Origin of the sequence: Paenibacillus sp. AN1007 (assembly GCF_040702995.1) — a bacterium.
Lineage (GTDB): Bacteria > Bacillota > Bacilli > Paenibacillales > Paenibacillaceae > Paenibacillus.
Map to the genome: position 1 here is coordinate 5,541,915 of NZ_CP159992.1, position 23,500 is coordinate 5,565,414.

General features: G+C 44.8%; 22 protein-coding genes. 3 read left to right on the forward strand and 19 right to left on the reverse strand.

Annotated elements, in window-relative coordinates; genetic code table 11:
• Positions 1 to 29: 29 nt before the first annotated feature.
• From ABXS70_RS24920 to ABXS70_RS24950, 7 genes are all read right to left on the reverse strand, one after another.
• Positions 30 to 896, reverse strand: a complete 867-nt coding sequence (locus ABXS70_RS24920; RefSeq protein WP_366296776.1) for a sugar phosphate isomerase/epimerase — start codon at positions 894 to 896, stop codon at positions 30 to 32.
• Positions 897 to 1,005: 109 nt separating this feature from the next.
• Complete coding sequence (locus ABXS70_RS24925) at positions 1,006 to 2,814, reverse strand: beta-galactosidase (protein ID WP_366291685.1); 1,809 nt, start codon at positions 2,812 to 2,814, stop codon at positions 1,006 to 1,008.
• 1 nt (position 2,815) lies between these two features.
• Positions 2,816 to 4,294: an alpha-L-fucosidase gene (locus ABXS70_RS24930; RefSeq protein WP_366291688.1), complete on the reverse strand. Its 1,479-nt coding sequence runs from the start codon at positions 4,292 to 4,294 to the stop codon at positions 2,816 to 2,818.
• Between the two features lie 137 nt (positions 4,295 to 4,431).
• A complete protein-coding gene (locus ABXS70_RS24935) occupies positions 4,432 to 5,340 on the reverse strand; it encodes a copper homeostasis protein CutC (RefSeq protein ID WP_366291691.1) in 909 nt (302 codons plus the stop codon).
• A 76-nt stretch (positions 5,341 to 5,416) separates the two neighbouring features.
• Positions 5,417 to 6,436 (reverse strand): sialidase family protein, encoded by a 1,020-nt coding sequence (locus ABXS70_RS24940; protein WP_366291694.1) that lies wholly within the window; start codon positions 6,434 to 6,436, stop codon positions 5,417 to 5,419.
• Positions 6,437 to 7,809: 1,373 nt separating this feature from the next.
• On the reverse strand, positions 7,810 to 8,385 hold the full coding sequence (locus ABXS70_RS24945; protein ID WP_366291697.1) for a hypothetical protein: 576 nt from the start codon (positions 8,383 to 8,385) through the stop codon (positions 7,810 to 7,812).
• A 33-nt stretch (positions 8,386 to 8,418) separates the two neighbouring features.
• Complete coding sequence (locus ABXS70_RS24950; protein ID WP_366291700.1) at positions 8,419 to 9,003, reverse strand: hypothetical protein; 585 nt, start codon at positions 9,001 to 9,003, stop codon at positions 8,419 to 8,421.
• Positions 9,004 to 9,200: 197 nt separating this feature from the next.
• On the opposite strand from ABXS70_RS24950, the gene ABXS70_RS24955 reads away from it, so the two are divergent.
• Positions 9,201 to 9,458, forward strand: coding sequence for a hypothetical protein (locus tag ABXS70_RS24955; RefSeq protein ID WP_366291703.1), 258 nt, complete (start codon positions 9,201 to 9,203; stop codon positions 9,456 to 9,458).
• A gap of 1,255 nt (positions 9,459 to 10,713) precedes the next feature.
• Here ABXS70_RS24955 and ABXS70_RS24960 read toward each other — a convergent pair.
• From ABXS70_RS24960 to ABXS70_RS24970, 3 genes are all read right to left on the reverse strand, one after another.
• Positions 10,714 to 10,884, reverse strand: coding sequence for a hypothetical protein (locus ABXS70_RS24960; protein ID WP_366291706.1), 171 nt, complete (start codon positions 10,882 to 10,884; stop codon positions 10,714 to 10,716).
• An 8-nt stretch (positions 10,885 to 10,892) separates the two neighbouring features.
• A complete protein-coding gene (locus tag ABXS70_RS24965) occupies positions 10,893 to 11,264 on the reverse strand; it encodes a hypothetical protein (protein ID WP_366291709.1) in 372 nt (123 codons plus the stop codon).
• Between the two features lie 93 nt (positions 11,265 to 11,357).
• Positions 11,358 to 11,564, reverse strand: coding sequence for a hypothetical protein (locus tag ABXS70_RS24970; protein WP_366291712.1), 207 nt, complete (start codon positions 11,562 to 11,564; stop codon positions 11,358 to 11,360).
• Between the two features lie 135 nt (positions 11,565 to 11,699).
• On the opposite strand from ABXS70_RS24970, the gene ABXS70_RS24975 reads away from it, so the two are divergent.
• Positions 11,700 to 11,912, forward strand: a complete 213-nt coding sequence (locus ABXS70_RS24975; protein ID WP_366291715.1) for a hypothetical protein — start codon at positions 11,700 to 11,702, stop codon at positions 11,910 to 11,912.
• 178 nt (positions 11,913 to 12,090) lie between these two features.
• Here ABXS70_RS24975 and ABXS70_RS24980 read toward each other — a convergent pair whose 3' ends face one another.
• Positions 12,091 to 12,801: a hypothetical protein gene (locus ABXS70_RS24980; RefSeq protein WP_366291718.1), complete on the reverse strand. Its 711-nt coding sequence runs from the start codon at positions 12,799 to 12,801 to the stop codon at positions 12,091 to 12,093.
• A 443-nt stretch (positions 12,802 to 13,244) separates the two neighbouring features.
• On the opposite strand from ABXS70_RS24980, the gene ABXS70_RS24985 reads away from it, so the two are divergent.
• On the forward strand, positions 13,245 to 13,829 hold the full coding sequence (locus ABXS70_RS24985) for a hypothetical protein (protein ID WP_366291721.1): 585 nt from the start codon (positions 13,245 to 13,247) through the stop codon (positions 13,827 to 13,829).
• Positions 13,830 to 14,055: 226 nt separating this feature from the next.
• On the opposite strand, the gene ABXS70_RS24990 is transcribed toward ABXS70_RS24985, so the two are convergent.
• From ABXS70_RS24990 to ABXS70_RS25025, 8 genes are all read right to left on the reverse strand, one after another.
• Positions 14,056 to 14,247, reverse strand: a complete 192-nt coding sequence (locus ABXS70_RS24990; RefSeq protein WP_342553766.1) for a hypothetical protein — start codon at positions 14,245 to 14,247, stop codon at positions 14,056 to 14,058.
• Positions 14,248 to 14,485: 238 nt separating this feature from the next.
• Entirely contained in the window at positions 14,486 to 17,269 is a 2,784-nt protein-coding gene (locus tag ABXS70_RS24995; RefSeq protein ID WP_366291724.1) for a glycoside hydrolase family 3 C-terminal domain-containing protein, read from the reverse strand.
• A gap of 298 nt (positions 17,270 to 17,567) precedes the next feature.
• Positions 17,568 to 18,656: a low temperature requirement protein A gene (locus ABXS70_RS25000; protein WP_366291727.1), complete on the reverse strand. Its 1,089-nt coding sequence runs from the start codon at positions 18,654 to 18,656 to the stop codon at positions 17,568 to 17,570.
• 148 nt (positions 18,657 to 18,804) lie between these two features.
• Positions 18,805 to 19,764, reverse strand: coding sequence for a ring-cleaving dioxygenase (locus ABXS70_RS25005; protein WP_366291730.1), 960 nt, complete (start codon positions 19,762 to 19,764; stop codon positions 18,805 to 18,807).
• 176 nt (positions 19,765 to 19,940) lie between these two features.
• Complete coding sequence (locus tag ABXS70_RS25010) at positions 19,941 to 20,168, reverse strand: DUF896 domain-containing protein (RefSeq protein WP_090924289.1); 228 nt, start codon at positions 20,166 to 20,168, stop codon at positions 19,941 to 19,943.
• Positions 20,169 to 20,528: 360 nt separating this feature from the next.
• A complete protein-coding gene (locus ABXS70_RS25015) occupies positions 20,529 to 21,551 on the reverse strand; it encodes an SPFH domain-containing protein (protein ID WP_366291733.1) in 1,023 nt (340 codons plus the stop codon).
• A 92-nt stretch (positions 21,552 to 21,643) separates the two neighbouring features.
• Entirely contained in the window at positions 21,644 to 22,444 is an 801-nt protein-coding gene (locus ABXS70_RS25020; RefSeq protein ID WP_366291736.1) for a TPM domain-containing protein, read from the reverse strand.
• Positions 22,441 to 23,472 (reverse strand): TFIIB-type zinc ribbon-containing protein, encoded by a 1,032-nt coding sequence (locus tag ABXS70_RS25025; protein WP_342553758.1) that lies wholly within the window; start codon positions 23,470 to 23,472, stop codon positions 22,441 to 22,443. Before ABXS70_RS25025 ends, ABXS70_RS25020 begins: the two co-directional genes overlap by 4 nt.
• Between the last annotated feature and the right edge of the window lie 28 nt (positions 23,473 to 23,500).

A 23,500-nucleotide genomic window follows, 5' to 3' on the forward strand; every position in this document is an offset into this window, starting at 1 on the left:
TATCGGGATGGCACTTAATGACACATTAGTCACGCCTCCTCCCACAATCGGCGCACGTTATCCATCGCAATACGCGAGGCGGTTCGGCAATCCTCCATGCCTTCGAATTCAACCGAGATATATCCGTCATACCCGGATTGCTTCAGCACACGGAACACCTCAAGCATGTCGATATCGCCATGACCCACGATGGCCCCGCGCAGATAATTGCCATGGGAAGTCTGGAACCAGCCTTCGCCGGGATTCCGGGTGGAAGGCCGCCAGTAGAAGTCTTTGGCGTGAACGATGGACGCGTGATTCATGTTATTTTTCACAGCACTCACCGGATCTTCATCCACACAGAGGAAATTGCCGATGTCCAGTGTGGTCTTGAAATTTTCCCGCCCCGTCTCATGTAACAGCCGCTGAATGCGCTCGCTTGATTGCACATAATACCCGTGGTTCTCCACACTCGTTGTAATCCCGAAGCCTGCGGCATAGTCGGCAATTCGCTGACACGCTTTAACAAGCACGGGCAAGTCGGTTTCAAACTGTGCCACCGTTCCTTCCGGCGCAGGCCGGAAGGCCACATCATGCCGCATCAGCTTCACACCCAAGGCAGCAGCCGCATCAACATGGCGCATAACGCTCTGAATTTCTTCTTCCAAAGCCTCGGCATTCTCCTGAACCGCAAAGTTGGCACCAATGGCATAGTTGGAGATGTCGATACCAACCTCCTGAGCCGCGGCTTTGATCTCTTCAATGAATGCCGGATTGTCGATCAGACTGAAGCCCATCGGCACAATCTCCACATGCTGCCCGCCTTGCTCCGCAATCCACCGAATGGCATCCGGCACCGTAAGTTCCTTACGATCCAACGCCTGCTGCAAACTGTACGTACTAAGTCCAACTTTCATCTTCCTCATCCTCTCTCTCTCCTGTGATAGGTGTCCATACCCAACGTATACCTTGTTACAGTCCATAGAGCAATTGCCAATAATCGCATGGCTCACCGATTTTCCTTTTCTAGCCCAAATCCGGCTGATCCACGAACATGACGGCGGCATCTGCCGTTCCGTGAAGCTCAAATATAATAATCTCGTTCTCCCCTTGACGGAGAAGAGGCGCAGGGACATACAACGTCTGCTGCGGGCCTTTATTCCAGTAGCGACCCAGATTGAATCCGTTTACAAATGCAACACCTTTTGTCCAGCCTTCCAGACGAAGAAAGGTATCCTTTATATCCAACACATCTTCCATATGAAGACTTCCCCGATAAAAAAATGGCTCCGCTTTAACTGTTCTTGCACTGCTCTCAAGCTCAGGTAGCAAAGCAAAGGATAAACCCGAAAGATCGTTCATCGGCAAACAATGAATCGTCCAATCATACAAAAACTGAAATCCATGCCGCACACCCTCCGTGATTCCCTTCGGATCTCTCAGGTACGGTCCATAATTGATCCGCCCCATATTTTCAACGAGAATGAGCAGATCTGCACCTTCCGCTGGCACCTCAAAAGATACCGCTGCTGCAGCATTTCCACGTTCCAGCACCCCCTGCAGCAAGCCATCTACAAACACCAGTGCCCGATCACGTACCTCCTGAACAACCAGTTCCTGTCGTTCTCTCGGCCCGGATATCCGCGTCTGATAGCTGATAAATCCGTAATCCTGCCCCAGCTTCTCCATCGGCTCCGGATTTGTACGTCGAATCTTAACAGCCAGTGCGTCCAATTGCTGAAGCAAACTAGCGTGCTGCGCCATCTCCACTCTGCCGTAAGCTGCTGTCCCCATAGGCTCTGGTAAAACTAAATCTCCCGGCTCAGAGCCACCATCCTGTTTTTTAGAAAGGCTATACCGCGAGAGAACCTCCCTTACTGCATAAAACTTTGCTGTCGGTTCACCCGATTCGCTAAGCAGAGAGTCATAGTCATAACTTGTAATGGTTGGTTCATATTGATCCTTTTGCTGACAGTTCGCCCCATTATAAAATGCAAAGTTCGTACCGCCATGGAACATGTAGAAGTTCACCGACGCGCCCGCCTCCAGCATTTCCTCCAGCACCTTCGCCACATCTGCTGCTTCTCGGGTATGATGTGACTCGCCCCAGTGATCGAACCAGCCATTCCAAAATTCCATACACATAAGTGGTTCCTTGGCTTGATATTCACGCAGCTTGGCAAACGCCCACTCTGTCCCAGAACCAAAATTAACCGTCGCCAAGTGCCCCGCCACGGAGCCAGCCTGAAGCATATGATCCGTTGGCCCATCCGACGTAAAGAGCAGTACATCCATACCCCGGCGCACCATACCATCTCGCAAATATTGCAGATAGCTCGCATCATTTCCGAAACTGCCGTATTCATTTTCAATCTGCAGTGCAATAATGGGTCCGTTAGAGGTGCTTAGAAGGGGTTTTAATCTGGGCAAAAGTACATCGTAATACCGATCCACATGTGCCAGAAACGCCGAATCGGTACAACGAAGCCGCAGATGGTCATCCGCAAGCAACCAGGAAGGCAATCCGCCAAATTCCCACTCCGCACAGATGTAAGGACTTGGACGAACGATCACATGCAGTCCTAAATCTCCAGCAAGTCGCACAAACTTCTCCACATCCGCCATGCCTTCAAAACAATACTCTCCTTGATGCGGCTCATGCATATTCCATGGCACGTAGGTCTCCACCGTGTTGAACCCGCAGGCCTTCAGCTTCAGCAGTCGATCTCTCCAATACTCGGGCACCACTCGAAAATAATGAATGGCCCCCGACAGGATTTGAATCGGTTCTCCATCCAGTATGAATTGTGACCCTTGAACTGATATTACCGCCATCTCACACGCCCTCCCGTTCACTATAAAACAAGCTGAATTGGGATAACGTTGGAAACCACCTGGACTCCTGAATGTTCAGTCGAACCCGGCTTGTAGTCACCTTTGGAAAACAGCAAATTCGCTTATATCCAACCACCGTTCCAGCATAGATGTCCTGCCACCGGCCACCCTCACCGCATACCTCCAGTGTAAACCGTTCGATCCGCTGACCTGATCGGATGTGCTCCATCAGCACCACACGGTCAAAGGTCTGTTCTTCAGGCAAAAACAATTCGATCCACGCTTGCTCTGTCCCTTCGCACGGGCACCAATAAGCTGCTTGCTCCAACTCCCCATCCGAATGTAAAACTTGTGAAGCCCCGTGTGCATCGTCCATCGTCTCCGAAGCCTCCGCCTGTGCACCTTGCGCCAAGTCTTCACTGAACGTTTTACGCAGCGTCGAACCCAGATCGCGCAATCGCTGCACATCATTTGCATGAAGCAGACCACGCTTATCTGGTGGCAGATTCAGCAAAAAGCAGGCATTGCCGCCCACGGCGCCGTAATAAACGGAGAGCAGCTCGTCAAGCGTTTTGACCTGATCATCTTCACTCGCATGATAGAACCAACCCGGACGAATTGAAGTGTTCACCTCGGCAGGATACCACACCAGCTGATCAGCATAGTCACGAATGACGCCCCGGCTCCCCAGATCACGGTCCTGTGTATTGATCTTCCTCGCAAACGTTCCGTCATCCACCTGCTGGGACTGCTCCTGAATCTTCTCATTATCCTGCATATGCGCCGGTACAACGCTCCATTCCGATTCGCGCGTATATCCCGCCTCATTACCACACCACCGTACGTCCGGGCCGCAGACCGAAATGACCGCTTCCGGCTGAAGCTCACGAATGAGCGCATAATAGGCGTCCCAGTCATAGACCTGTTTTTTCCCATTCGGCCCTTCGCCACATGCCCCATCAAACCAGACACAGAAAATTTCACCGTAGTTCGTCAGCAGTTCGCGCAGTTGATGAAGAAAAAAGGCATTATACCGCTCCGAATCCCCATAACATGCTTCATGACGATCCCAGGGAGAGAGATACACCCCAAATTTTAACCCCGCGTTACGACAGGCATCGGAAACTTCTCGAACCAGATCACCAGAACCATCCCGCCATGGACTTGCTGCAACCGTATGATCTGTATAACGGCTGGGCCACAGACAGAATCCGTCATGATGCTTGCATGTCAAAATCAGCCCTTTCATGCCTGCGTCTTTACATGCCTGCACCCATTGCCCTGCATGTAGTTCAGTAGGGTTAAAGATCGCCGGGTCTTCCTCACCCGTCCCCCACTCCCGATCTGTAAATGTGTTCACGGTAAAATGGATAAATGCATAAAACTCCATCTCCTGCCATCTCATTTGGCGCTCGGATGGACTGATTTGTGCCGCGGTTTTAATCCAATCCGCTGGTGCTGGTGAAAGCTTTGAGTTCATGGCTTCCCACTCCCTTATATGAAAAGTGCATTCTGCTTTTATTGCTTTTATCACTTTTGTTCCAGCTATTCATCCGCTTTTATAGCCGCCGCTGTGTTGGTTACATCAAGTACACACAATGACCATTATTATTGCTACTACAGCTCTTGTGCTGCGCGAATCAACGCTGCTTTGGCCTGAGCGACAAGCTGAGCATCTACAGGATGATCAAAACTCCCTCCACGCCGCACACCTGATCCCATATGAATCTCGGTGATCCCCGTTCGGCTCACGATGGTTGAAATCCCCTCAATCGTCACACCTGAACCCGCCATAACGGATATATTTAATGTCTGTCCCATCTCCTGTAACTGCTGTAGTTCGAGCAAACCTTCAGGGGCAGTAGGCTTGCCTCCCGATGTAAGCACGCGCTCAACGACACTCTCCTCGCTCTTACTCACACATGCACTCTTGCTCTCACCCTTGCTATTACTCTCACATGCACTCTTGTCCTTGCTGTTATTCTCGCTGCTGCTCCTGTCCTTACTTTCACTATCGCTCTTGCTCTTGCTCTTCATCTCCCTCTCATACTCAAACCTACCCTTACCCTCACTCCCTCCATTGATGCTACCAATGCTCTCCAGTGATCTCACCACATGTGCACTCGAATCGATGGCGCGATGAAACGTAACTCCTAGCCCCTGAGCGCTTAACAGACAAGCTTGTAAAAAGGAGCGATGTACTTCTCCCTCATGAGTGAGAGCTCCAATCACGATGCCTGCGGCACCAAGCTCACGTGCCATACGTATGTCTTGGATCATCACCTGAAGATCGTCAGCGCTATAGCAGAAGGAGCGGCTGTGAGGCCGAATCATGACATACACTGGAATCGACACCCGCGATACAACTTGTTCAATCAGCCCATAGCTGGGCGTAAGACCACCTTCGGACATAGCCGATACAAGCTCAATCCGATCTGCTCCCCCCTGCTCAGCCGCTTGGGCATCTGCCGCGTCCACCGCTATGACTTCCAAAGTCGGTTGTCTTTTAATGACCTGCCTATTCATAGGAACACCTCCTCACAAGTAACGACGACAGAAAGGACCGAATAAACGCCTGATCAGCGCTTCTGCGGTCCTTGCTTTATTCCGATGCGTGAACGTTCAGTTTCCAGAACGCGATTCGGTCTCTTTTCCATGTATACGAGATGTACAGGTTCTGCCCCTGAGATACGACGGAAGGATAAGAATACTCGCCCGGCTCATCTTCGAGCACCCATTCATCTCCCCAGCTCGCACCATTGTCATTCGAAAAGGCAGCTACCAGTGGTGTTCGGGGGCTCTCTGTCGCATATCCGCTCACGGGATTGTAAACAAGCGCAAGCAAGCCACTCTCCAGCCGTGTGACATCAATTCCGCTATTGTTGTTTGGTAGTTCTGTCGGGTAAGCTTCACACCACGTCCTGCCGCCATCCGCCGAGTCGCTGCGATAGATCTTGCCCTCTGTACTGCGAAGCAGCATATGTACATCATCCGCATTTGAGGTCCATAGAGCAGGCTGAATCAGCCCTTTCGCAATCCAATGATTTGCCCCCACATAAGCAGACAAGTTCATCGGCACGGGTTCACTTTTCCTCCATGTCGTGCCTTCATCGGTTGAAATATCAATAAAAGCTTCCCATACCTGTTTGCCTGGATTCTCCATATCCATTCGCTCAATAGAAGATGGAGCCAAAATGGTTCCATCCGTTAGCCGTAAAGGTTTATTGCGCACCGGACCACGACCACCCACATCACCGGGAACCAACTCACGAGCCTCCGTCCATGTCTGCCCGCCATCCTCCGAGCGCAAGATGCGCGTATGCCAGTCTGTAATTTCGTGTCCCACCTTGTAAAAGAGTACAAGTGAACTCCCATGTGCACACAGCACCGGGTTCCAATGGGCAATGCCTTCTTCATCCGCTACTTTGCGCGGCGCCGACCACAAGCCGTCTCGCCCCTGAATAGCCATCCAGATGGCGGTGTCGCTGGACTTTTCATACGAACCTGCGAACCAGGCAACCACAACACCACCACTTGGCAAAACAGCAACCGTAGACGCGTGACTGCTCTGAAAAAGCTGCCCTTCCCGAAAAACGTACTGTTTGTCGGCCTTAATCGTCATGTGTGAGCCTCCTGTAAGATCAATCAAATAACAGTAAATATCGTTAATCCGTTTGATCTGGTCTTGGTTTTAACGGTTTCAATACTCTTCGTGCTTCTATTGGTTTTATTGATTTAATTCGTTTGCCATCTGCCATTATTCTATTACTTTTGCGGTTTTTATCTTTTCCTCTGCGTTAATTTCTTGTTATTTTTGTTATTTAAATTGTTATTAAATTATATCTTTAGCTTAGTCTAAAACGTTAGGTTGTGAACGTCAATAATCATATTTTAGGACTTCCTCATTAACAGCTTAGCCTCCCTGGCCCTCCAATTCCTCGCAACATGCCAGCGCATCGCTGGTAGAATTTCCTTTTCATCTAAAGTTTCTGAACCCCCCAGTGTTCCTGCAATTCTTCCAAGTCGAAACCTTCTAATCGTTAATGTATTTGCTTTTCATGCTTCCTCCCTTTAAATTCAGGTTGTCGAAAGGGGATTTTTGGGGCGTTGTCTGCCGCTTGGTCGCCGTCCCCAAAATCCCCTTTTTACGTATACTCGTGAACTAGAGCAATGACAGGGGTCAGGGCATCAGTACAAAAGTTTCTCTTTCGCCCTTCCCTGCTTCCAGTTCACATATCCACGCCACGATGATACAGTGTAGGCACGTAGGGCAATTCATGATGCCATGTTGTATGCGAACTTCCCTTTAGGATGCCTGAGTATTGACCTTGCCTCCGTGCAGATTGCAAAGCGGCACAGGAACTTAGAGCGCTTAAGTCGGGTGTTTAACACCGGATTAGGCACACAAGTTACTGGGCCAAGCGATCACGTTGCGGGCTTCTTAGTTGAACGATCTTGCGCGCCTCAGAGCGGCCAGCATCAGCCTGTTAATTCTACGGCTTCTTTTCCTAACTTCCAAACCAGTGACACTTCGTCCAAATAAAAAATATCCTAGGCGAACAAGTTCCACCTAAGCTCATTTGAATTATTGACTTAATGAGTATCCCCAAACAACTGTTTGAGTACAGACAAGATTTCAGGTTTTTAAGCTGACGTAACAGAGTAAGAATTTTTGTATTCTCACTCTCTTTAACACCTTATTTTGATCATTAACCCAATTATCGGATATAATGTAAGGAGTAAAAATGTAAGTTGGAATATAAATTCAGTAAAATAGAAAGGGGAAAGCAAAATGAACAACTTCTCGATAGGGAAATGGCTTATGTATATTGGGATACTCTTGTTTGCTATAGGTCTATCCTTCATCATTATCAAAGAACTTGCTCCACATGTAATTCTGGGAATCATTTTAATGATTATTGGGGTTGTATTTAATCTTATATCAGTCATTTACAAAAAAAGAAGCCGGGACTAAGCCCGGCTTCACAATCAAAATTAGCAATCAATACCCAGTCCAACCAGACACCCTGCACAAGCTGCTGCCCCAGCTCCAGTCCAAATTGCTCCACATGCTACTGAACAAAATGCCTTTAACCAAAGTGGTAGACCCTCAAACCCTGTTTGCAAACAAGATAGATCGAAATTAGCTGTAATTTGCCCTTCCACAGGAACAGGGAGACCATTCACCTGTGTTTCAACGTATTGATTATACTGATAAACCCCCTTGACCTCATGCGTTTCTTCCGCATTAGAAAAGGCTAGTGAGAATCCATGTTCAATTTTCTCAATTGTCATCACCTTAATCTTTTTTATAATTTGTTGCACATCATAGTACACCGCAACAAATTTATTGACTGTGCCCGTCTCTTGATAGATCGGAATCAAAAGCGTTTTTGTTGCAATACCTCTAAAATAGTGCCATTCTGCTTCATTCAATTTAAGCGAATATTTAGCTGCCAGCTCTTTATACTCATTATTAGTACTCAAATGCTGAACAAAGGAGTCGTTAATTTCTACTTTTGCAGTCGTATGGAATTCCTCTTTTGGTAAAATATTTACATTTTCAATCATATCAATACCTCCAATATTAGATAATTTGAACAATTAAACACAATCAATACCAAATCCAACCAAACATCCGGCACACACTACACATGCTGGAACAATAGCACCAAAGCAACTAGCACATGAACCGCCGCAGGCTGCCGCAGCATACCAAGGTAAGTTATCCCATTGCTTCGCCAAACAATCAGCCAAGTCAAATGCAGTCACATCGCCAGTTGCTGCACGTTCATATTGGATAAGTTCATATTCACTATTAAACGTCCCCGAAGCTTTGAGATTACCTTCAAGGTCTTCATAGGTCAGCTTTAGGTTCTCGCTGTAATCCATTATGAAAAGCACTACCTTCATAATTTTTTCTTCATCGGCGCTAACTGATACGGTAACATACGACTCAATCTCACGATTCAAAACAGGAACTGAAATAGTGTAGTATGTTCCACCGCGATAAACGTGTTTATTAATGTTGGCTAAATCAAGTTGATTGAATCTCATATACTTCTTTACGTCCAACCGATCAAAGATTTTTTTAACAATAGAATCTTCTTCGGACAATAAAGTAGCCGTATGAAATCCTTCGTCATATGCCAAGTTGTTTTGAATTGCTTTAACGAATTGGTTTTGCATTCATAATCACCCATTCCTCTTATTTTTAGTAAGCAAAAATACAAAATGCTTTAGAGTTTTATTAAGGGTTGTAACAATACATATGAACCCCTCACATGCACTGTTCACTGTAAAGCTCTAACCACACAATATCATATTGCGTAACGTTACGCAATATGATATTGTGTGGTTAAGAAAATATTTTAGGAGGTTTTTTTATGGATGATCAACGATGTCAAGAAAAGTTGATGAAGTGTATACAGTCTGTTCACTACGCAATTATGTCGTATGCAAATTGCTTATGTGAAGAAAGAACTGAAACAGACAAAGAAATTTTCTTCAAGTTTGGCGAGGAGTTATCATTACAATTAAAAGAACTCCGCGGACTTTACAAAGAGCTTTATGGACCGGATCCCCTGGAAGGCCATCATCCAATTCCAACAAAATGTCAGTGTGACCGTAACAACGCTCGCTAGAACGAAGAAAGGCGCTTCTGGAATCCAGAAGCGTCTATTCTATACCCAGCCTATAGCTAATTAGGGCGTTCATGACGTTACCCTAGCCTTTTTCTTTCCTACAGGTCTTGAGATCTGTAAGAGGCGGTACAGGAAGTTAGAGAATCTAAAAACTGGCTAATATATGCTTCTATTCTTACTACAGTTCAAATTACCTCTCTCATTAGAGTCCTCTTCCATACTCCTTGTTCATATATTTAAACGGTAGAAATTGAAAAATATTGCTTTGTTGAATATTCGATGTAAAGTCTAATTCAACTTGCCTTACGATCCAGATATGACATCATAAGCGTAGTTCATTGAAGTTCAAGTTGAGAGAACTAACTAAAATCGGAACTTACTTTAACATTCTCATCTTAGGTGATTTGTTCTCGCAATATACCCACGTTTACCAAACCGTTCCTTTATTAGCACCATTGATTTCAACCACCTCCACCTGGTTAAATCAGGCAGAATATTAAAAACAAATACCTCCTAAATTAGTTCGGTTCTTTGCTTTATATTTTTTCTTCTTGGAGCTAGTAGTAAACTTGTCCTGAACTAAGTTACTTCAGCAACACAAAAAGCCCAAGCGGAATATTTCCACCAGGGCACATCAACCCTCATATATGAATTGTTATGCTCTACCCATTTTGTGGCTTTAAGTTAACTTTATAGAAATAAATACATAAGTATAGCGTTGCGTTACGCTGTATGATATTATGGTAAAGTAGATTATAATTCCAATTAATACTTGTTTTTAGTTTTAAAGACACATAATTCTTTTTATTTACAAAATATCTTAAATAAAGTCAATATTGTAACCACATAAATCGAAACATATCTCTCGTTACAAACGTAAAAATTATACTTCTGTGGAATTAACATCCTCAAAACGAGAATAAATGTTTGGTGTACAAACATGGTAAAAGAGGCGGTATTTAAATATCAAAGGGGGTCCCTTGCCTTATGTTAGTTTTTTAAAAAAAATTGCTCGATATCTCTTCCGATGTAAAGCAACATATCAAGGCGATCATGGATGCAAGTCCAACTTCTCAATTTGATTGTCATGTAACAACAGAGTTCCCTAATATCTATGTTTATCTGATTGAAGACAACCTGTCAGAAAAATATTCTATTTTTCATGCATTTTCGTATGACAATGTTGGTCTAGATTATTCCTACCAATGTTTTCCTATTAACCAAATTCACAGAATGCACGAATTTATTTTGAAGGCTAACCTTGGTTAGCCTTTTTTTCATTTATTACACGTTCATATTCTTCTTCTATTGTTTTAGAAAGTAGCTCTGTTGCTGTCATATTTAGCTTTTTAGCGGCTGTAGCTAATTGAGCTTTTATATAGACTGGTACGTCATAATGAAATTTAACCTTATTTCCATATGCCATTGATTTAATCACTCCTGTCCTATAATTTCTTGATATTTATTTTCAATGATACGAATCAGTAACTGAGTCGCTGATATTTCTTGTAATGCCGCTGCCTCAATTAGTTTTTCCTTAATTTCAGGCTGAAACTCATAAGGTAATTTTAGCTTTGGTTCAGCCATACGACCATCTAGTGTTTTTTCTGCATCCAAAGCAAGTTTTACTAAATAATCTAAAGTTGTATCATTAGATACTTCTCTCCCATACTTGGGTAATACACGTTTTAAATAATTTTTTAAAGCTTTCTGATTCTCCTCCGGTATTTCTATCCCAAACTGCTCCTCATTTATTTTAATATCACAATCGACCATCAATCCAAATAAGTTGATACTGTACTTCATATTTACCCTCCTTTTATAACTATGGATATTATATAGCGATTCGTAACCCCTCACAATATAACATTATCGCATTTTCTGTAACTAATTTCTATTTTACAGCTTTAAGCCTAGTAAATCTGAAAAAATAGCATTTCCAATTTCTTTATGATTAGCTATTAAACTATGCGTAGCCAATACAACCAGCTGGGATTGGGATAATCCTGTTTCTTTTGATATCCGCAGTAAATCTGTTCTAGCATTTTCAGGGAGATACACAGTAAGCCTAGTAGGCTTATCTTTCTTTTCCATTTCCATTTCCATTTCCTTCACCCTAACATTAATTATTATAACATATATATTAGACTATAATAACATATAATATGCGTTAAATAAATATATATAGCGTAACGTTACGATATATAATATAATAAGGTTAAAGAAGGGAGGTTTCTGCTCATGAATCTACAGGATATTATTCAGCTAATCGGAAATGTTGGATTTCCTATTGCTCTTTGTCTCATCCTTCTTCAATCTATACTGGTTAAATTTAACAAACAGATGGATGGATTAGAGAAGCGATTGGCTCAGCTTGATAAGACGATCAATATGATGGTAAGAACGTTTGATACTAACGTATCAAACACTAGTCGCCAGGAAGAAAAAGGTTGATGCAAACCTTGTCTTACGTGATTAACCGTTTTTTTCATTGTATTTATTTAAGAAAAACCAAATTACTACTTAAAAATGACAACACAAAATAAGATGGATTGATGATAAAACATCGATCCATCTTATTTTGAAATAACATAATAACATTTATCCTAACTCAAAAAAGGGAATGTGATTGTTATGCCCAAGATGAAGGTTGAACTGCAACCATACTGTACACTGAGTTAGTTTTAGTATTGACTTTAGTCGTATTTGCCTTCATTTGGGATGATGTGCCAGAATCAAGGAGAATACCATTATCACAACCCAGAGCTTTTAATACCTTTCGGCAATCCCATGCAGAACCGCTTTTCAAATATAACATAGTTACTTTTTTTGTTGAGTAATTAAAGCCAATAGCAGTACGGTTTATTTTAGCACTATTCTCAAAGGAGTTAACAGACTGGGCATGTTCAACTGCAACACACTTATCAATGTAAGCCTGTCTCTGCTGTGCTTCTGTTCCAGAAAATGTATCTGATAGATAAAGACCAATACCACCAATGGCCCAATTAATGCTTGATAATCCATAGTGAAAATCTTTGATTGCATTAAGTAGTGCAACACCACAGGTTGATCCACCGTAATTATAAGAAACTAAAGTGCTACGGCTATATAGTCCGTAGTTATTACTGGCCCCACTATCTCTAACTTGCACTCCACCTTGTTTTGCAGCAATACCTACAAGAGTTGAGCCAGAAAAAAATGTACCATTAATGCCAGAATACGATGATGCATACACTGAACCAGGAATGGATTGAACCGATACATCAGCTAAATCTGCAGTGATATAATGTACACCACTTACACCACCAGCCGTTACATTTCCACGATATACTGCTTGTCCCATATATATTCACCTTTTCTAATAATTTAATTTAAGAAGAGGGAACTATCTTAAGTTTCGTCCCTCAACGAAATTCAGATAGTTTCTTATAAACACATAATATAGTATAACGTATCGTAACGCAATATTATACTGCGAATTTACTCCTTTTTATTTTGTTTGTATTCCAGAATTAAACCAAAACGTTTAATTTTTGTTATTATTTTGAAACATATCAAGCCACATAACCGTTTATTATGTATTACTAAAGGAAGGCGGTAGTAAACTCCAGAACAATGGCTCAACTGCAACCATAATATTTATAGCTCCGGAGCTACTTCCCTTGATTGCATTAAAACTAAAATCATTGCATTCATTTATCGGAATCAAGGAAAACACCACTATCACAACCAATTCCCTTGGATATTTAATGTTATTCTGCGAAATATTTTATGGAGATGATTAAGATGAAATTTCAAAAAAGTATTATTAGTGTAATTGCGATTCTATCTGTAGCCCTCTCTTCTGGATGTGGGCAAAATGAAAGTCAAGAGAAAATTAGTAATAATCAAGAGATGGTGAATACAACAAACAACTCATCTCCGGATAAAGTAGGGAGTAAAACAATTTTATTTAACAAAGAATTTAGTCAAAAAGAAACGGAACTTTCAACTTTTAAAGAAGGTGTATTTATTGACTTATCTACTTATGTAAAAGACTTATTCACTAAGGATATAGCTGAAAAAATTCAATATAATATGAATGCTATTGTTAAACATGATCAAACAAAATTTAAAGAAAATATGCTTGATGAAGATTCTATAAAAGTCAATCTGGATTGGTTTAAATATAAATATGAAGATGGTGTTAAATTCGAATTCAACGAACTAAATGGAATCACTTATGATGAAGACGCAAAACGTATACAAGTAGTTGTAACTTTCTATAGAAATATAAAAGATGAACGAGTGGAGCAAGGAGTTCTTACCTACTCATTATTGAAAGAAAAGAATAGCGGTACATGGCTCATCGCAACATTAGATGGTAATTAATTCAAGTAATAACTAAATAAACTTTTTTTATCTATTCGGTCCTCCGCCAAAAACATATTGGCACAAAAAGACGAGGCAGAAGAATCTCTACATCGTCTTTGTATCCTGTCTTAGCGTCTTCATGACCTGTTCCAGCTTTCCATACTCCTCACCCTTTAATAAAATAAATAAAGGGCTTTCAAGTTGCTCTTTTCTACCTATTTGTCCCATTGGAGACCACACCGATCTACTTGTTACGCCGGGCTTTCGTCATTCGGTTGAACATAATCAAAGCCACAACAATCATGGCAAGCATCGCTATATTGCTGGACACCTCTTGCGACAATCCAAACAGCATACACACATTGGTCACCAGCCCTCGCACGATCAATGCTACAACAATCAGCAGAATCGGACTTAAATAATTGTATCTTTTCATCGTTTGCCACACCCCTACCCCATTGTTCTGTTTTACCATGATCCCGTAATTCGATCATAACAGCCTGTCCCTCCGGTTACAACAAAAGGACACCGCAAGCAGTGTCCTTTGTTATCATCCATGCAATCGTTTTATCGCTGCATTGTTGCACTTCTACTTAGAAAGAGACCCTAGTGCATGCATGTGCCAATCCATTTACATATCGCCTTTTATATCGCACGTACACCGTACACCTAACCTATACCTGCTTGAATTCGATCCAATCGATCTGCAGACCTGGTTTAGTAAAGTCCAGCTTGAGTTCATACAGCCCAGCTTCCAGCTGCACTTTCACCAGCTTCTGTCTGATCCATTTGCCCTCTGTGCCGTTTGTTTGAATCGTCGTAGCCAGCTGATCATTGAGCAGCACATTACATGCACTTTGCGCCAGTTCAGGCTCAGGTGACATGATCTGCACAATAATCCGGTACTGGCCTGCTTCATCCACTTTCATATATACAGGCTCAGCTGCCGCAGGTTTTACCTGTGCATTCGCAGTCAGCGACTGAGCGTCTGCTGCAGAAAGGGACGCGTTCGCTTGGAACGAAGCCACGTTCTCTACAATCTCATGCTTGCGTGAGGATACCGGCGCATTCATGATGAATTTGCAGATGTTGATCGCGGAGCGCTCGAGCTCGCCGCGGGTCAAGGTTCCATTTTCGAGCGATTCAATCGTGTTGTCGTCCCAGCCGTTGATCTCTGCGCCATAGTTTGGCACAACCATGTAGAGGTCATTCTGAGCACGAACCATCCAGTTCGTGAACTTGCGATCGGCTTCTCCGCCTTCTACCACATCGTTCATAATGGCCCACCAGTCGGTCATTACAATGCCGTCGAAGTTCCACTCTCCACGCAAAATCGTTGTGTTCAGATCGTAGTTGGATGCAGCCCAGTGTCCGTTAATCGGATTGTAAGAAGTCATGATGGAGTTCGCTCCACCCTCTTTGACTGCGATTTCGAACCCTTTCAGATAAATTTCACGCAGCGCACGTTCGGATACAACGGCATCCACTTTGCTGCGGTGTTTCTCCTGGTTATTGCAGGCAAAGTGTTTCAGTGTGGCATTAGAACCGCCCTTCATGATACCTTTTGTACAGGCTGCGGCAAATACACCCGAGATCAGCGGATCTTCAGAGAAGTACTCGAAGTTACGACCATTCAGCGGACTGCGGCGGATATTGAGTCCAGGTCCGAGCAGAGTGTCCACCTGATTGCGCAGCAGCTCTTGTCCTTCCATCACATACAGTTCTTCCACCAAGTCTGCGTTCCACGTTGCTGCCAGCAGTGTACCAATGGATACTTGTGTCGCCTTCTCCCCACTATCCATCCGGATACCGGATGGGCCGTCTGCCGTACAGGCCACCGGAATGCCATAGTTAAACAGGCTGTCACTCACACCGCCAAACGCCGATGCGGTTCCCGAAGTCACCAGCGGACTGCTCATGCCTTCGCCGCGTACAAGTGCTGCCAGATCCTGATCGCTTAGCTGAGCCACAAAAGCTTCCAGACTGACTTTACCCGCCTTCACGTCACTCAGTTTATATCCCTGATTGCCCGTTTGCTCCAACGTTTGCGGCAAATTCTGGGTAATGCGGTCTGCGATAGACACTTTGCGCTTTGGCACAGCTGCATAAGTCAGCTCATATGATCCATCTGCCTTGCGAATGCCCGGTTTCATACGCGTAAAATCTTCTGTTGGCGCCATCGCTTCCTGCAGCTGCTCCACCAGTTGAACCGTATCCACAACGTAGCCATCTTGGCCATCGATGTCAACATGCTCTACCTGCTTCACACTCGTACCCACATGCAGACGGTATGTTCCCGCTTCAAGCACGTACGCAGAAGCATATCCGGTTACCCCCGCTTCATCATACGAAGCCATGCGATTTACCGGGAAACGGATCGTCAGCAGCTCGGAATCGCCGGGCTGCAGCAGTCCTGTTTTGCCAAAAGCCGCCAATGCTTTCACCGGTTGTCCCAGTTCTCCCTGCGGTGCTTCATAATAAACCTGAACCACTTCTTTACCCGCATAGGTTGTACCGGAGTTAGTCACGTTCACGCGAACCTCAATAGAAGTTTCCCCATTGTTGATCACCGTACGAGCTTCCTCGATTTGTGTGGCAAAGGTCGTGTATGACAAGCCATAACCGAACTCAAATTGCACTTTTTCAGGTCGAAACGTTTCGAAAAAGCGATAACCCACATAAATATCTTCCTGATACAGGTTCTTGAACTCATTTCCATAGTTGCTTGTAGAAGGATAATCTTCGATGGAATACGCAATCGTATCCGTCAGTTTACCGCTTGGTGTCACGTCTCCAGCCAGTACGTCCGCAATCGCGTTACCGCCTTCCATGCCTCCGTGCCAAGAATAAATCACGCCTTGAATCGGATGCAGAACCGTTTCGTTCAGCCAGCTCATATCCATAATATTGGAGACGTTGAGTACCACAATTGTATGCTCAAAATGGTTCGTCACATGCTTCAGCATAGCCTTCTCATCGTCTGTCAAACGATAACTTCCCGGTGCGTCTGCATTATCCTGGTCTTCCCCTGCAGTGCGTCCAATGACAATGATCGCTTTGCTGGATTTACTTCTGGCTTGAGCGACCAGCTCGTCTGTGAGCGGCATTTCCTTCTGATTCCACGGCTCGGCTGCCCAGACTTTTCCACCATCGTCAAACGGATTTTCCTCGATCCATCTCTCATAAACCGCTGCCAGTTCTTCATTAACGGTAATGTTCTTTTTACTGCGCAGTCCGTCCAGCAGATTCGTTGTATACGCGACATGAACGCTTCCGCCTGAACCTGTGCCGCTGCGATAATAATTCACTTGGATTCGTCCAAAAACTGAAACGTTTTCGGAATCGCGAAGTGGAAGTATCTGTCCTTCATTTTTAAGCAAAACCGCTCCTTCGGCAGCTACCGTACGGCTAAATTCTGCAAACCCTTCCAATGGAACACCAATTTGATTTGTACTCAAGTGATTTCCCTCCTGAATGTCATCTCCATATCTGTGAAACGGCTATTTATAAACAAGATTAGATCGTACCCCAATCCACTACGATGGCAAAATAACCTTATTATCGCTCTTTCCCCGGCTAAGCTCATTTAAAAAATAGAACTAACTTCATGGATATGGCAGATTTACTTGTACCTACTCCCATCTTAACAGATTGCAAGCATGAAAATATATGAGAAATATTTATGTTCTTATAACAAAAATAAAAGCTGCGAACAGGGGCTGTTCGCAGCTCTCGCTTCTTTTATATACATACAGGTCAGGTCGTCAGCTTCGCATACACCAGAAAGAACAGCATGTCCTCACCCATAATCACATATCCAGGAACACGATAGATCAGGTCCACTACTACAAAGACCGCTAACAGCCCCAACATGACCACCATATGAGTTGGACGAAGGCGAAGATGCGGGTGTCTGTAGCGATGAAATACCAAGGTTGTCGACAAGAAATACAGCAGTACCGAGCCAAATACAAACGCAATCATAAACTCATAGTTCAGCAGATTCTGGTACAGCAGTTGAATTGATGCGGCGATCATACTCAGGGAGATGTAGATAAATAGATGCCCGTAGATGATGGCCTGCCCGGCGGTCTGCATCTCTTTGCTCACCTTTTTTTCCACGTTATCGAAGTACTGCCACCACATGGCAATGACAAACAGGGACGTAAAGACCGTGAAAAGAATGGATTTCAGGTCCCATTGATCGGCTGACAGCACCGCGATGATGCTCACAACGGATTCACCGAGCAGAATGAGCGTAAAAAGAGCAAAACGTTCCAGCAGATGATGTGTCTGTACAGGTACTTTCACTAGATTTTTACGGCCCAGCAGCGGCAGAATAATATCAACGGCAATCCCCGCATACAAAATCACGTAACGCACCCACGAATCAAAGAACAGCGAACCCGATGAGATCACGATGCCAATGATAAACGAGAAGCCCAAGAAACGGGCCGCCTGCTGCTGATGCTCGCTTTTCGACTTGTGGATCGTCAGGTACTGAATGGCGGTAAACGCTCTGGAACCGATGTAACCTATGAAGAAGGAGAGATAGTGTTCGTCAAAATGAGTAGAAAGACTTGCCGTCATAATGAGAACGGACAGCAGTTGAAGGATGAGGAAAATCCGGTGGCTCAGAATATCCTGACCATAACGGTTAATGAATAAGGTCTGACCGACCCATGCCCACCATACCGGGATGAAAATTAACACGAACTTTAATAAATATTCAAATGTAATGACGCCGTGCTGGGCATGTAACAAGACATGGCCCGCTTTGGATACTGCCGCGACGAAAAGCAAATCGTAGAACAGCTCCAGCCAGGTGACCTTTTTCTCCATCATCCCTTAATGCTCCTTTGGGTCTAGTCTCATATTTCTTTGCAAAAAAGTTCAACTTATATTTAAGTTGCAAATATTTGGTGATATACCCGGAGATGTACTCCGGGTACATTTATCTTGAATCTTAATTCTACCTCTTTATATCTCTGCCTCACTCCGTTACAGCTGTGACAGGAGTAAGGGTTCTCACCTGAATTGGCTGCAGATTGCCTTCAATCTGAGTCCGGTAGGGTTCAAACCATTCCGGCAGCATCAGTTTCTGTCCAAGCGATTCGGCTGGTTCGTCCCGCGCAAAACCCGGGGGATCCGTTGCGATTTCAAACAGGATGCCGCCAGCTTCTCTGAAGTAAATCGCGTTAAAATACTGACGATCCCGCACCGGAGTTGGCTGGTATCCGTAATCACGCACGGCTTCACTCCACTGTGCATGCTGTGCATCATCGACTGCGCGCCATGCGATATGGTGCACAGTTCCTGCGCCGCCCATACCCAGCGGTACGCGGTTGACCGGCACATCCACGATGTTGCCAATGTCTCCGATGGAACGGAAGCGGGCAAACTCTTCATTTTCGCCCACTTTCACAAAACCGAGAATACGCTCAAGTGCATCCATCGTACGCTGCGGATTTACACTGAACAGTACTGCGCCGCCAAACCCTTTGATCGCATGCTCAGCCGGAATCCCTTCCTGTACCCATGTATTCGCAGCACCTTCCTCCCGCTCCACAAGCTCCAAACGGAGGCCTTCGCTGTCTTCAAACTGCAGCAGTTCTTCATCAAAACGTTGGGTTCTGGTTACGTCGATATTAAAGCTTTCCAGACGATTCTGCCAGAAGTTTATGGAGCCTGGTGGAATGACATACGAGGTGATGCCGACTTGACCGCCGCCAATCTGCCCCCGTGGCGAGCCTGCTGCCGGGAAGAAAGTAATGATCGTTCCCGGGCTGCCGTGTTCATCTCCAAAGTACAGATGGTATACATCCGGTGCATCAAAGTTAACTGTTTTTTTCACCAGACGGAGCCCCAGAACTCCAGCGTAGAAGTCGACGTTAGCCTGCGGATCTCCAGCAAAAGCAGTAATGTGGTGAATACCTGTTGTTTGAATGTTCATGATTATTTCCTCCTTGGTTTGAAAAATACGTATATATTTCATTTTAATTATCTTTAAATTAAGATATATAATCTGCTGCACTAGTGCTGGATCGGAATTGAAACCCGCACTAGTGGTACAGTGGTATGATTAGTCTAGCAATCAGGAATTTGTTTGATGCCTCTTCCGCGCATACCCTATGGATTCTGTCTGGAAGCCTGTTCTTGTTTCAACTTATCGGGAGTCACGTCATCGCCGTTTGGATCGTAGATGGTGGCATTCAGCAAAATGTCGTTGACCGAACCACGGAAAGTCTGCAAATACTCCTGGCGAAGGCGAGTCTGTTCTGCCTGCTCCATCTCCGTCAATCCACCCGCTTTCGCTTTTCTTGCGAGTTCATTAATTCGTGTCAATGTTGGGATCATCATCTGGATCTCTCCTCCTCTATATTGAAATTGAGATATTTATTTGAGTATATTCTTGTATTGAAGCTGCGGTCACTTACATTCAAATTAAATATCTTAATATAAAGATAAATGATTTCGGATTCATTGTCAACACTTTGTTTAATTTAAAAAATAAATCCTCCGTTACGCCCTACTCCGTTCAGCTCCTTAACGCTGAGACAAAAGGGATCAGCCCCACAGGCTGCTTATCTCCTGCAGAACTAATCCCCTAACTTCTTGATCCAATCAACGCCGTGCTCGATATAGTCTAACGTATTAAACCAACGATTCAGACAGACTACTTCGACAGCAGCTCACTTTCTAATTGGCAGTATTCCATTATGCAAGCTTTTGTCCGCAGTTCGAACAGAAGTTGGCTCCTTCATTTTTGGCGCCGCAGTTCGGGCAGAAGTTCGGCTTTTTGCCATCAGCATTAGATGATTGAGATGCACCTTCACTGCTGCTCTGCTGCTGGCCTTGGTTTTGATGATTTGAGTTCTGGTTGTTCTGATTTTGATTCGGGTTCATGTTCTTCAGCATTTCATTCGCCATGTTCATGCCCATCATCATGCCCGCCATATCCGAAGCCGCGCCGCCGCCCTGTACTTTACCAGAGGAGATGCCGTCCGTCATGCTTACCTGCTGGTACTTCTGCAGATTGCCGATCATCTCGTGGGAAGCCGTTTTGGTGATCATATCCTGAATTTCCTTCGGATAGTTGAAGCTCATCACCTGGAAGCCGGTAATGCTGATCCCGATATCCATCATCTGCATATCCAGATCCTCCTGAATACCGCGCGCAATATCAGAAGCATTCGCCTGCAGGTTAAACATATCCTTTCCTTCACGGCTGATCCACTTCATCAGCAGCTGATCCAGCACAGACGTGATACGGATTTTGACATCCTCCACCAGATAACTCTGTTTGATGCCTGCGATTTTATCGATCAGGGTAACATAGTCACTCACTTTAAAGTTAAACGTTCCGTTCGCCCGAATCGGCATACCGCCCGGAAGCTGCGGTGTCGGGATCAACACTGGGCTTTGCGTGCCCCAGCGTACGGTGAACTCTTTGGTGTTTACAAACAGTACCTCTACACGCATACCGCTGTTGAATCCGAACTTGAACCCTTTCAGCGTAGACAGAAACGGAATGATCTCCGAATCGATATTAAACGAACCTTCATCTTCAAAAATACCTTCCACTTTGCCGTTATTCAGAAAGATAGCATCCTGCCCCGCTCGAATAATCAGCTTACTGCCCTTCTTGATCTCCCGGTTACTCCACTTCCAGAAGATCATATCATCTCTGAATTCTTCCCATTCCACCACGTTGGAAAACTGATTTCTGAAAAATCCCATGCTCGATCCCATCCCTTCTATAGTAAACCTGTGAGGTCTCATCAACTTTACGCTATAACCGATTCATGCTTGTTATACTTCTATGAATGTATTTAGAAAGATCGGCTGCTGCCGCTGTGTGAATGTCCACCCGCGGTTGTACCTCCACCGCCGCCGCCTCCGCCGTTATTGTTATTCTTCTCGATTTTGGTCTTCGTGACCGTTGTGCGGATATATCGGTCCTGACGATCAATTACATGCGAATTCTCCGAATCCTCATAGGTTGCTCGATTTACCGTCACACGCCCACCCGAACGATACGTCATGACACCAACAACAATACCGCCAATGGCCAGGGATGCAGCAAGCTGAAACCATGTCTTAAACAGAATATTGTCCGGGTTCACCCCGGGTTTGAGATCCAAATACTCGTAAGACAGATTCAAAAACTTTTCAAAAGCCATCCGATAATTGCCGTCTGACAGATCTGGAGCAATTTTGGCCGTAATTTTATCTACCCTGCTGTTATCAACGTATTCTTCACCCTTATAAAAACCAGCTGCATATACATCCCGATTGTACATATCCAATGTCAGCATAACGGTGTTCCCATGAGGTTTATCATACCCTGGTGCCCGGTTATCATAGAATTCCTCGGTAAGCAGCTCATCACTTTTCTGTTCCTCGTTATTGGTAGTATAGATAATCAAGTCCGTCTGCCGTTCCGCCGAATACTGGTTTGCCAGTGCATTCAGCTCATTGCGGTCCTGCTCGCTTAGCAGATTGGCCTCATCAAAGATGAGATTTTTATTCTCCGCTGCGGATGCCGATGACATAGGGAAGATCGGAGCGAGCAGGGTGACTAGAAGTACAATTAGCACAGCCATCGCAACTAAGGGTCTTTTTTTGCTCACAGGAATCCCCCTCCCATCATCCAGGATACCAGTTTCAGCGACAGCAGCGAAACGGCAGATACCCCTGTGAACCATCCGGCCACTTTAGCTTTACTGATCGGCGGTTTGCCGACAACCTTCCCCGTCTGTCCATTCATGGCGAAGGTGTACTGTTTGCGGTTGTAATCATAGTTGACCATCCATACCGGTAACAGCACATATTCTGCATTCTTGAGCGTGGTATCGATATCTTTATTGGTGTAGCTCACACTTGTATATCCCGATACGGTAGAGGCAATGTAGGAATCAATATAGGACCTTGTTTTATCCTTGGCCCGTGGGAAAAGCTCATCTTCGGTATAGCTGTATTTTTCCGCAATATATCCCGCCAGATACGGAGTTTTGAACAATTTTAACTCATTGTAAGGAAACGGCTCCAGTTTATCCATCAGTTCGTCGTTCATTTTCTCCGAGGCATCGATGGGCAGATTCACATATTCCAACCGAATTTTACGGTAGATATCAAAATGCTGTGTCTCCGTATAATGGTAGTCACCTTGAGTATAGGACCGTACTTTGGTTCCTTGGGCGTGCACTTCAATTCGGTTATGTAGATCATACAGCCAGAACGGAACGTAGATGCCGGTAATGCTCTGGATGCGATCTGCGGTCATGAAGCCGCCTGGCGTCAGCAGACCGTTCCTGCACCACTTTTTGAAAGCCTGTTTCGCCTGCTCTTTGTTGATGGAAAAAGGAATCACCATCGCCGGGGCCAGACTGCCCGTAAGCCGATCACTAAGAACCACCGCCGCACCGCAGAAACTGCATGTCGTTGCACTTGTCTCCGGTTCGGTTACGATGTCTGCTCCGCAGCTGGTGCAGTGGTACTCTTTCACTTCACCCTCGGTGAACACCTGTTTCTTCAAGGGATCGGGCAGCTGCTCGATGTTGTCCTGACGCCCGCAGCTCGGACAGGATAATGCACCAGAGACACTGTCAAAGATCATTCCACTGCCGCAGTTCGGACATTTATACTCTAATACCGGCATTTGTTCACCTCCGTGTCTAAATTGGATG

Excerpts from the sequence above, each read along its gene's own strand:
- ABXS70_RS24930 (WP_366291688.1), bottom strand. The coding sequence starts at position 4,294 with ATGAACTCAAAGCTTTCACCAGCACCAGCGGATTGGATTAAAACCGCG.
- ABXS70_RS24955 (WP_366291703.1), top strand. The coding sequence starts at position 9,201 with ATGGATGATCAACGATGTCAAGAAAAGTTGATGAAGTGTATACAGTCT.
- ABXS70_RS25025 (WP_342553758.1), bottom strand. The coding sequence starts at position 23,472 with ATGCCGGTATTAGAGTATAAATGTCCGAACTGCGGCAGTGGAATGATC.
- ABXS70_RS24980 (WP_366291718.1), bottom strand. The coding sequence starts at position 12,801 with ATGGGACAAGCAGTATATCGTGGAAATGTAACGGCTGGTGGTGTAAGT.
- ABXS70_RS24965 (WP_366291709.1), bottom strand. The coding sequence starts at position 11,264 with ATGAAGTACAGTATCAACTTATTTGGATTGATGGTCGATTGTGATATT.
- ABXS70_RS24960 (WP_366291706.1), bottom strand. The coding sequence starts at position 10,884 with ATGGCATATGGAAATAAGGTTAAATTTCATTATGACGTACCAGTCTAT.
- ABXS70_RS24985 (WP_366291721.1), top strand. The coding sequence starts at position 13,245 with ATGAAATTTCAAAAAAGTATTATTAGTGTAATTGCGATTCTATCTGTA.
- ABXS70_RS24950 (WP_366291700.1), bottom strand. The coding sequence starts at position 9,003 with ATGCAAAACCAATTCGTTAAAGCAATTCAAAACAACTTGGCATATGAC.
- ABXS70_RS24935 (WP_366291691.1), bottom strand. The coding sequence starts at position 5,340 with ATGAATAGGCAGGTCATTAAAAGACAACCGACTTTGGAAGTCATAGCG.
- ABXS70_RS25005 (WP_366291730.1), bottom strand. The coding sequence starts at position 19,764 with ATGAACATTCAAACAACAGGTATTCACCACATTACTGCTTTTGCTGGA.
- ABXS70_RS24945 (WP_366291697.1), bottom strand. The coding sequence starts at position 8,385 with ATGATTGAAAATGTAAATATTTTACCAAAAGAGGAATTCCATACGACT.
- ABXS70_RS24940 (WP_366291694.1), bottom strand. The coding sequence starts at position 6,436 with ATGACGATTAAGGCCGACAAACAGTACGTTTTTCGGGAAGGGCAGCTT.
- ABXS70_RS24920 (WP_366296776.1), bottom strand. The coding sequence starts at position 896 with ATGAAAGTTGGACTTAGTACGTACAGTTTGCAGCAGGCGTTGGATCGT.
- ABXS70_RS24970 (WP_366291712.1), bottom strand. The coding sequence starts at position 11,564 with ATGGAAATGGAAATGGAAAAGAAAGATAAGCCTACTAGGCTTACTGTG.
- ABXS70_RS25015 (WP_366291733.1), bottom strand. The coding sequence starts at position 21,551 with ATGGGATTTTTCAGAAATCAGTTTTCCAACGTGGTGGAATGGGAAGAA.
- ABXS70_RS24975 (WP_366291715.1), top strand. The coding sequence starts at position 11,700 with ATGAATCTACAGGATATTATTCAGCTAATCGGAAATGTTGGATTTCCT.
- ABXS70_RS25000 (WP_366291727.1), bottom strand. The coding sequence starts at position 18,656 with ATGATGGAGAAAAAGGTCACCTGGCTGGAGCTGTTCTACGATTTGCTT.
- ABXS70_RS24990 (WP_342553766.1), bottom strand. The coding sequence starts at position 14,247 with ATGAAAAGATACAATTATTTAAGTCCGATTCTGCTGATTGTTGTAGCA.
- ABXS70_RS24925 (WP_366291685.1), bottom strand. The coding sequence starts at position 2,814 with ATGGCGGTAATATCAGTTCAAGGGTCACAATTCATACTGGATGGAGAA.
- ABXS70_RS25010 (WP_090924289.1), bottom strand. The coding sequence starts at position 20,168 with ATGATCCCAACATTGACACGAATTAATGAACTCGCAAGAAAAGCGAAA.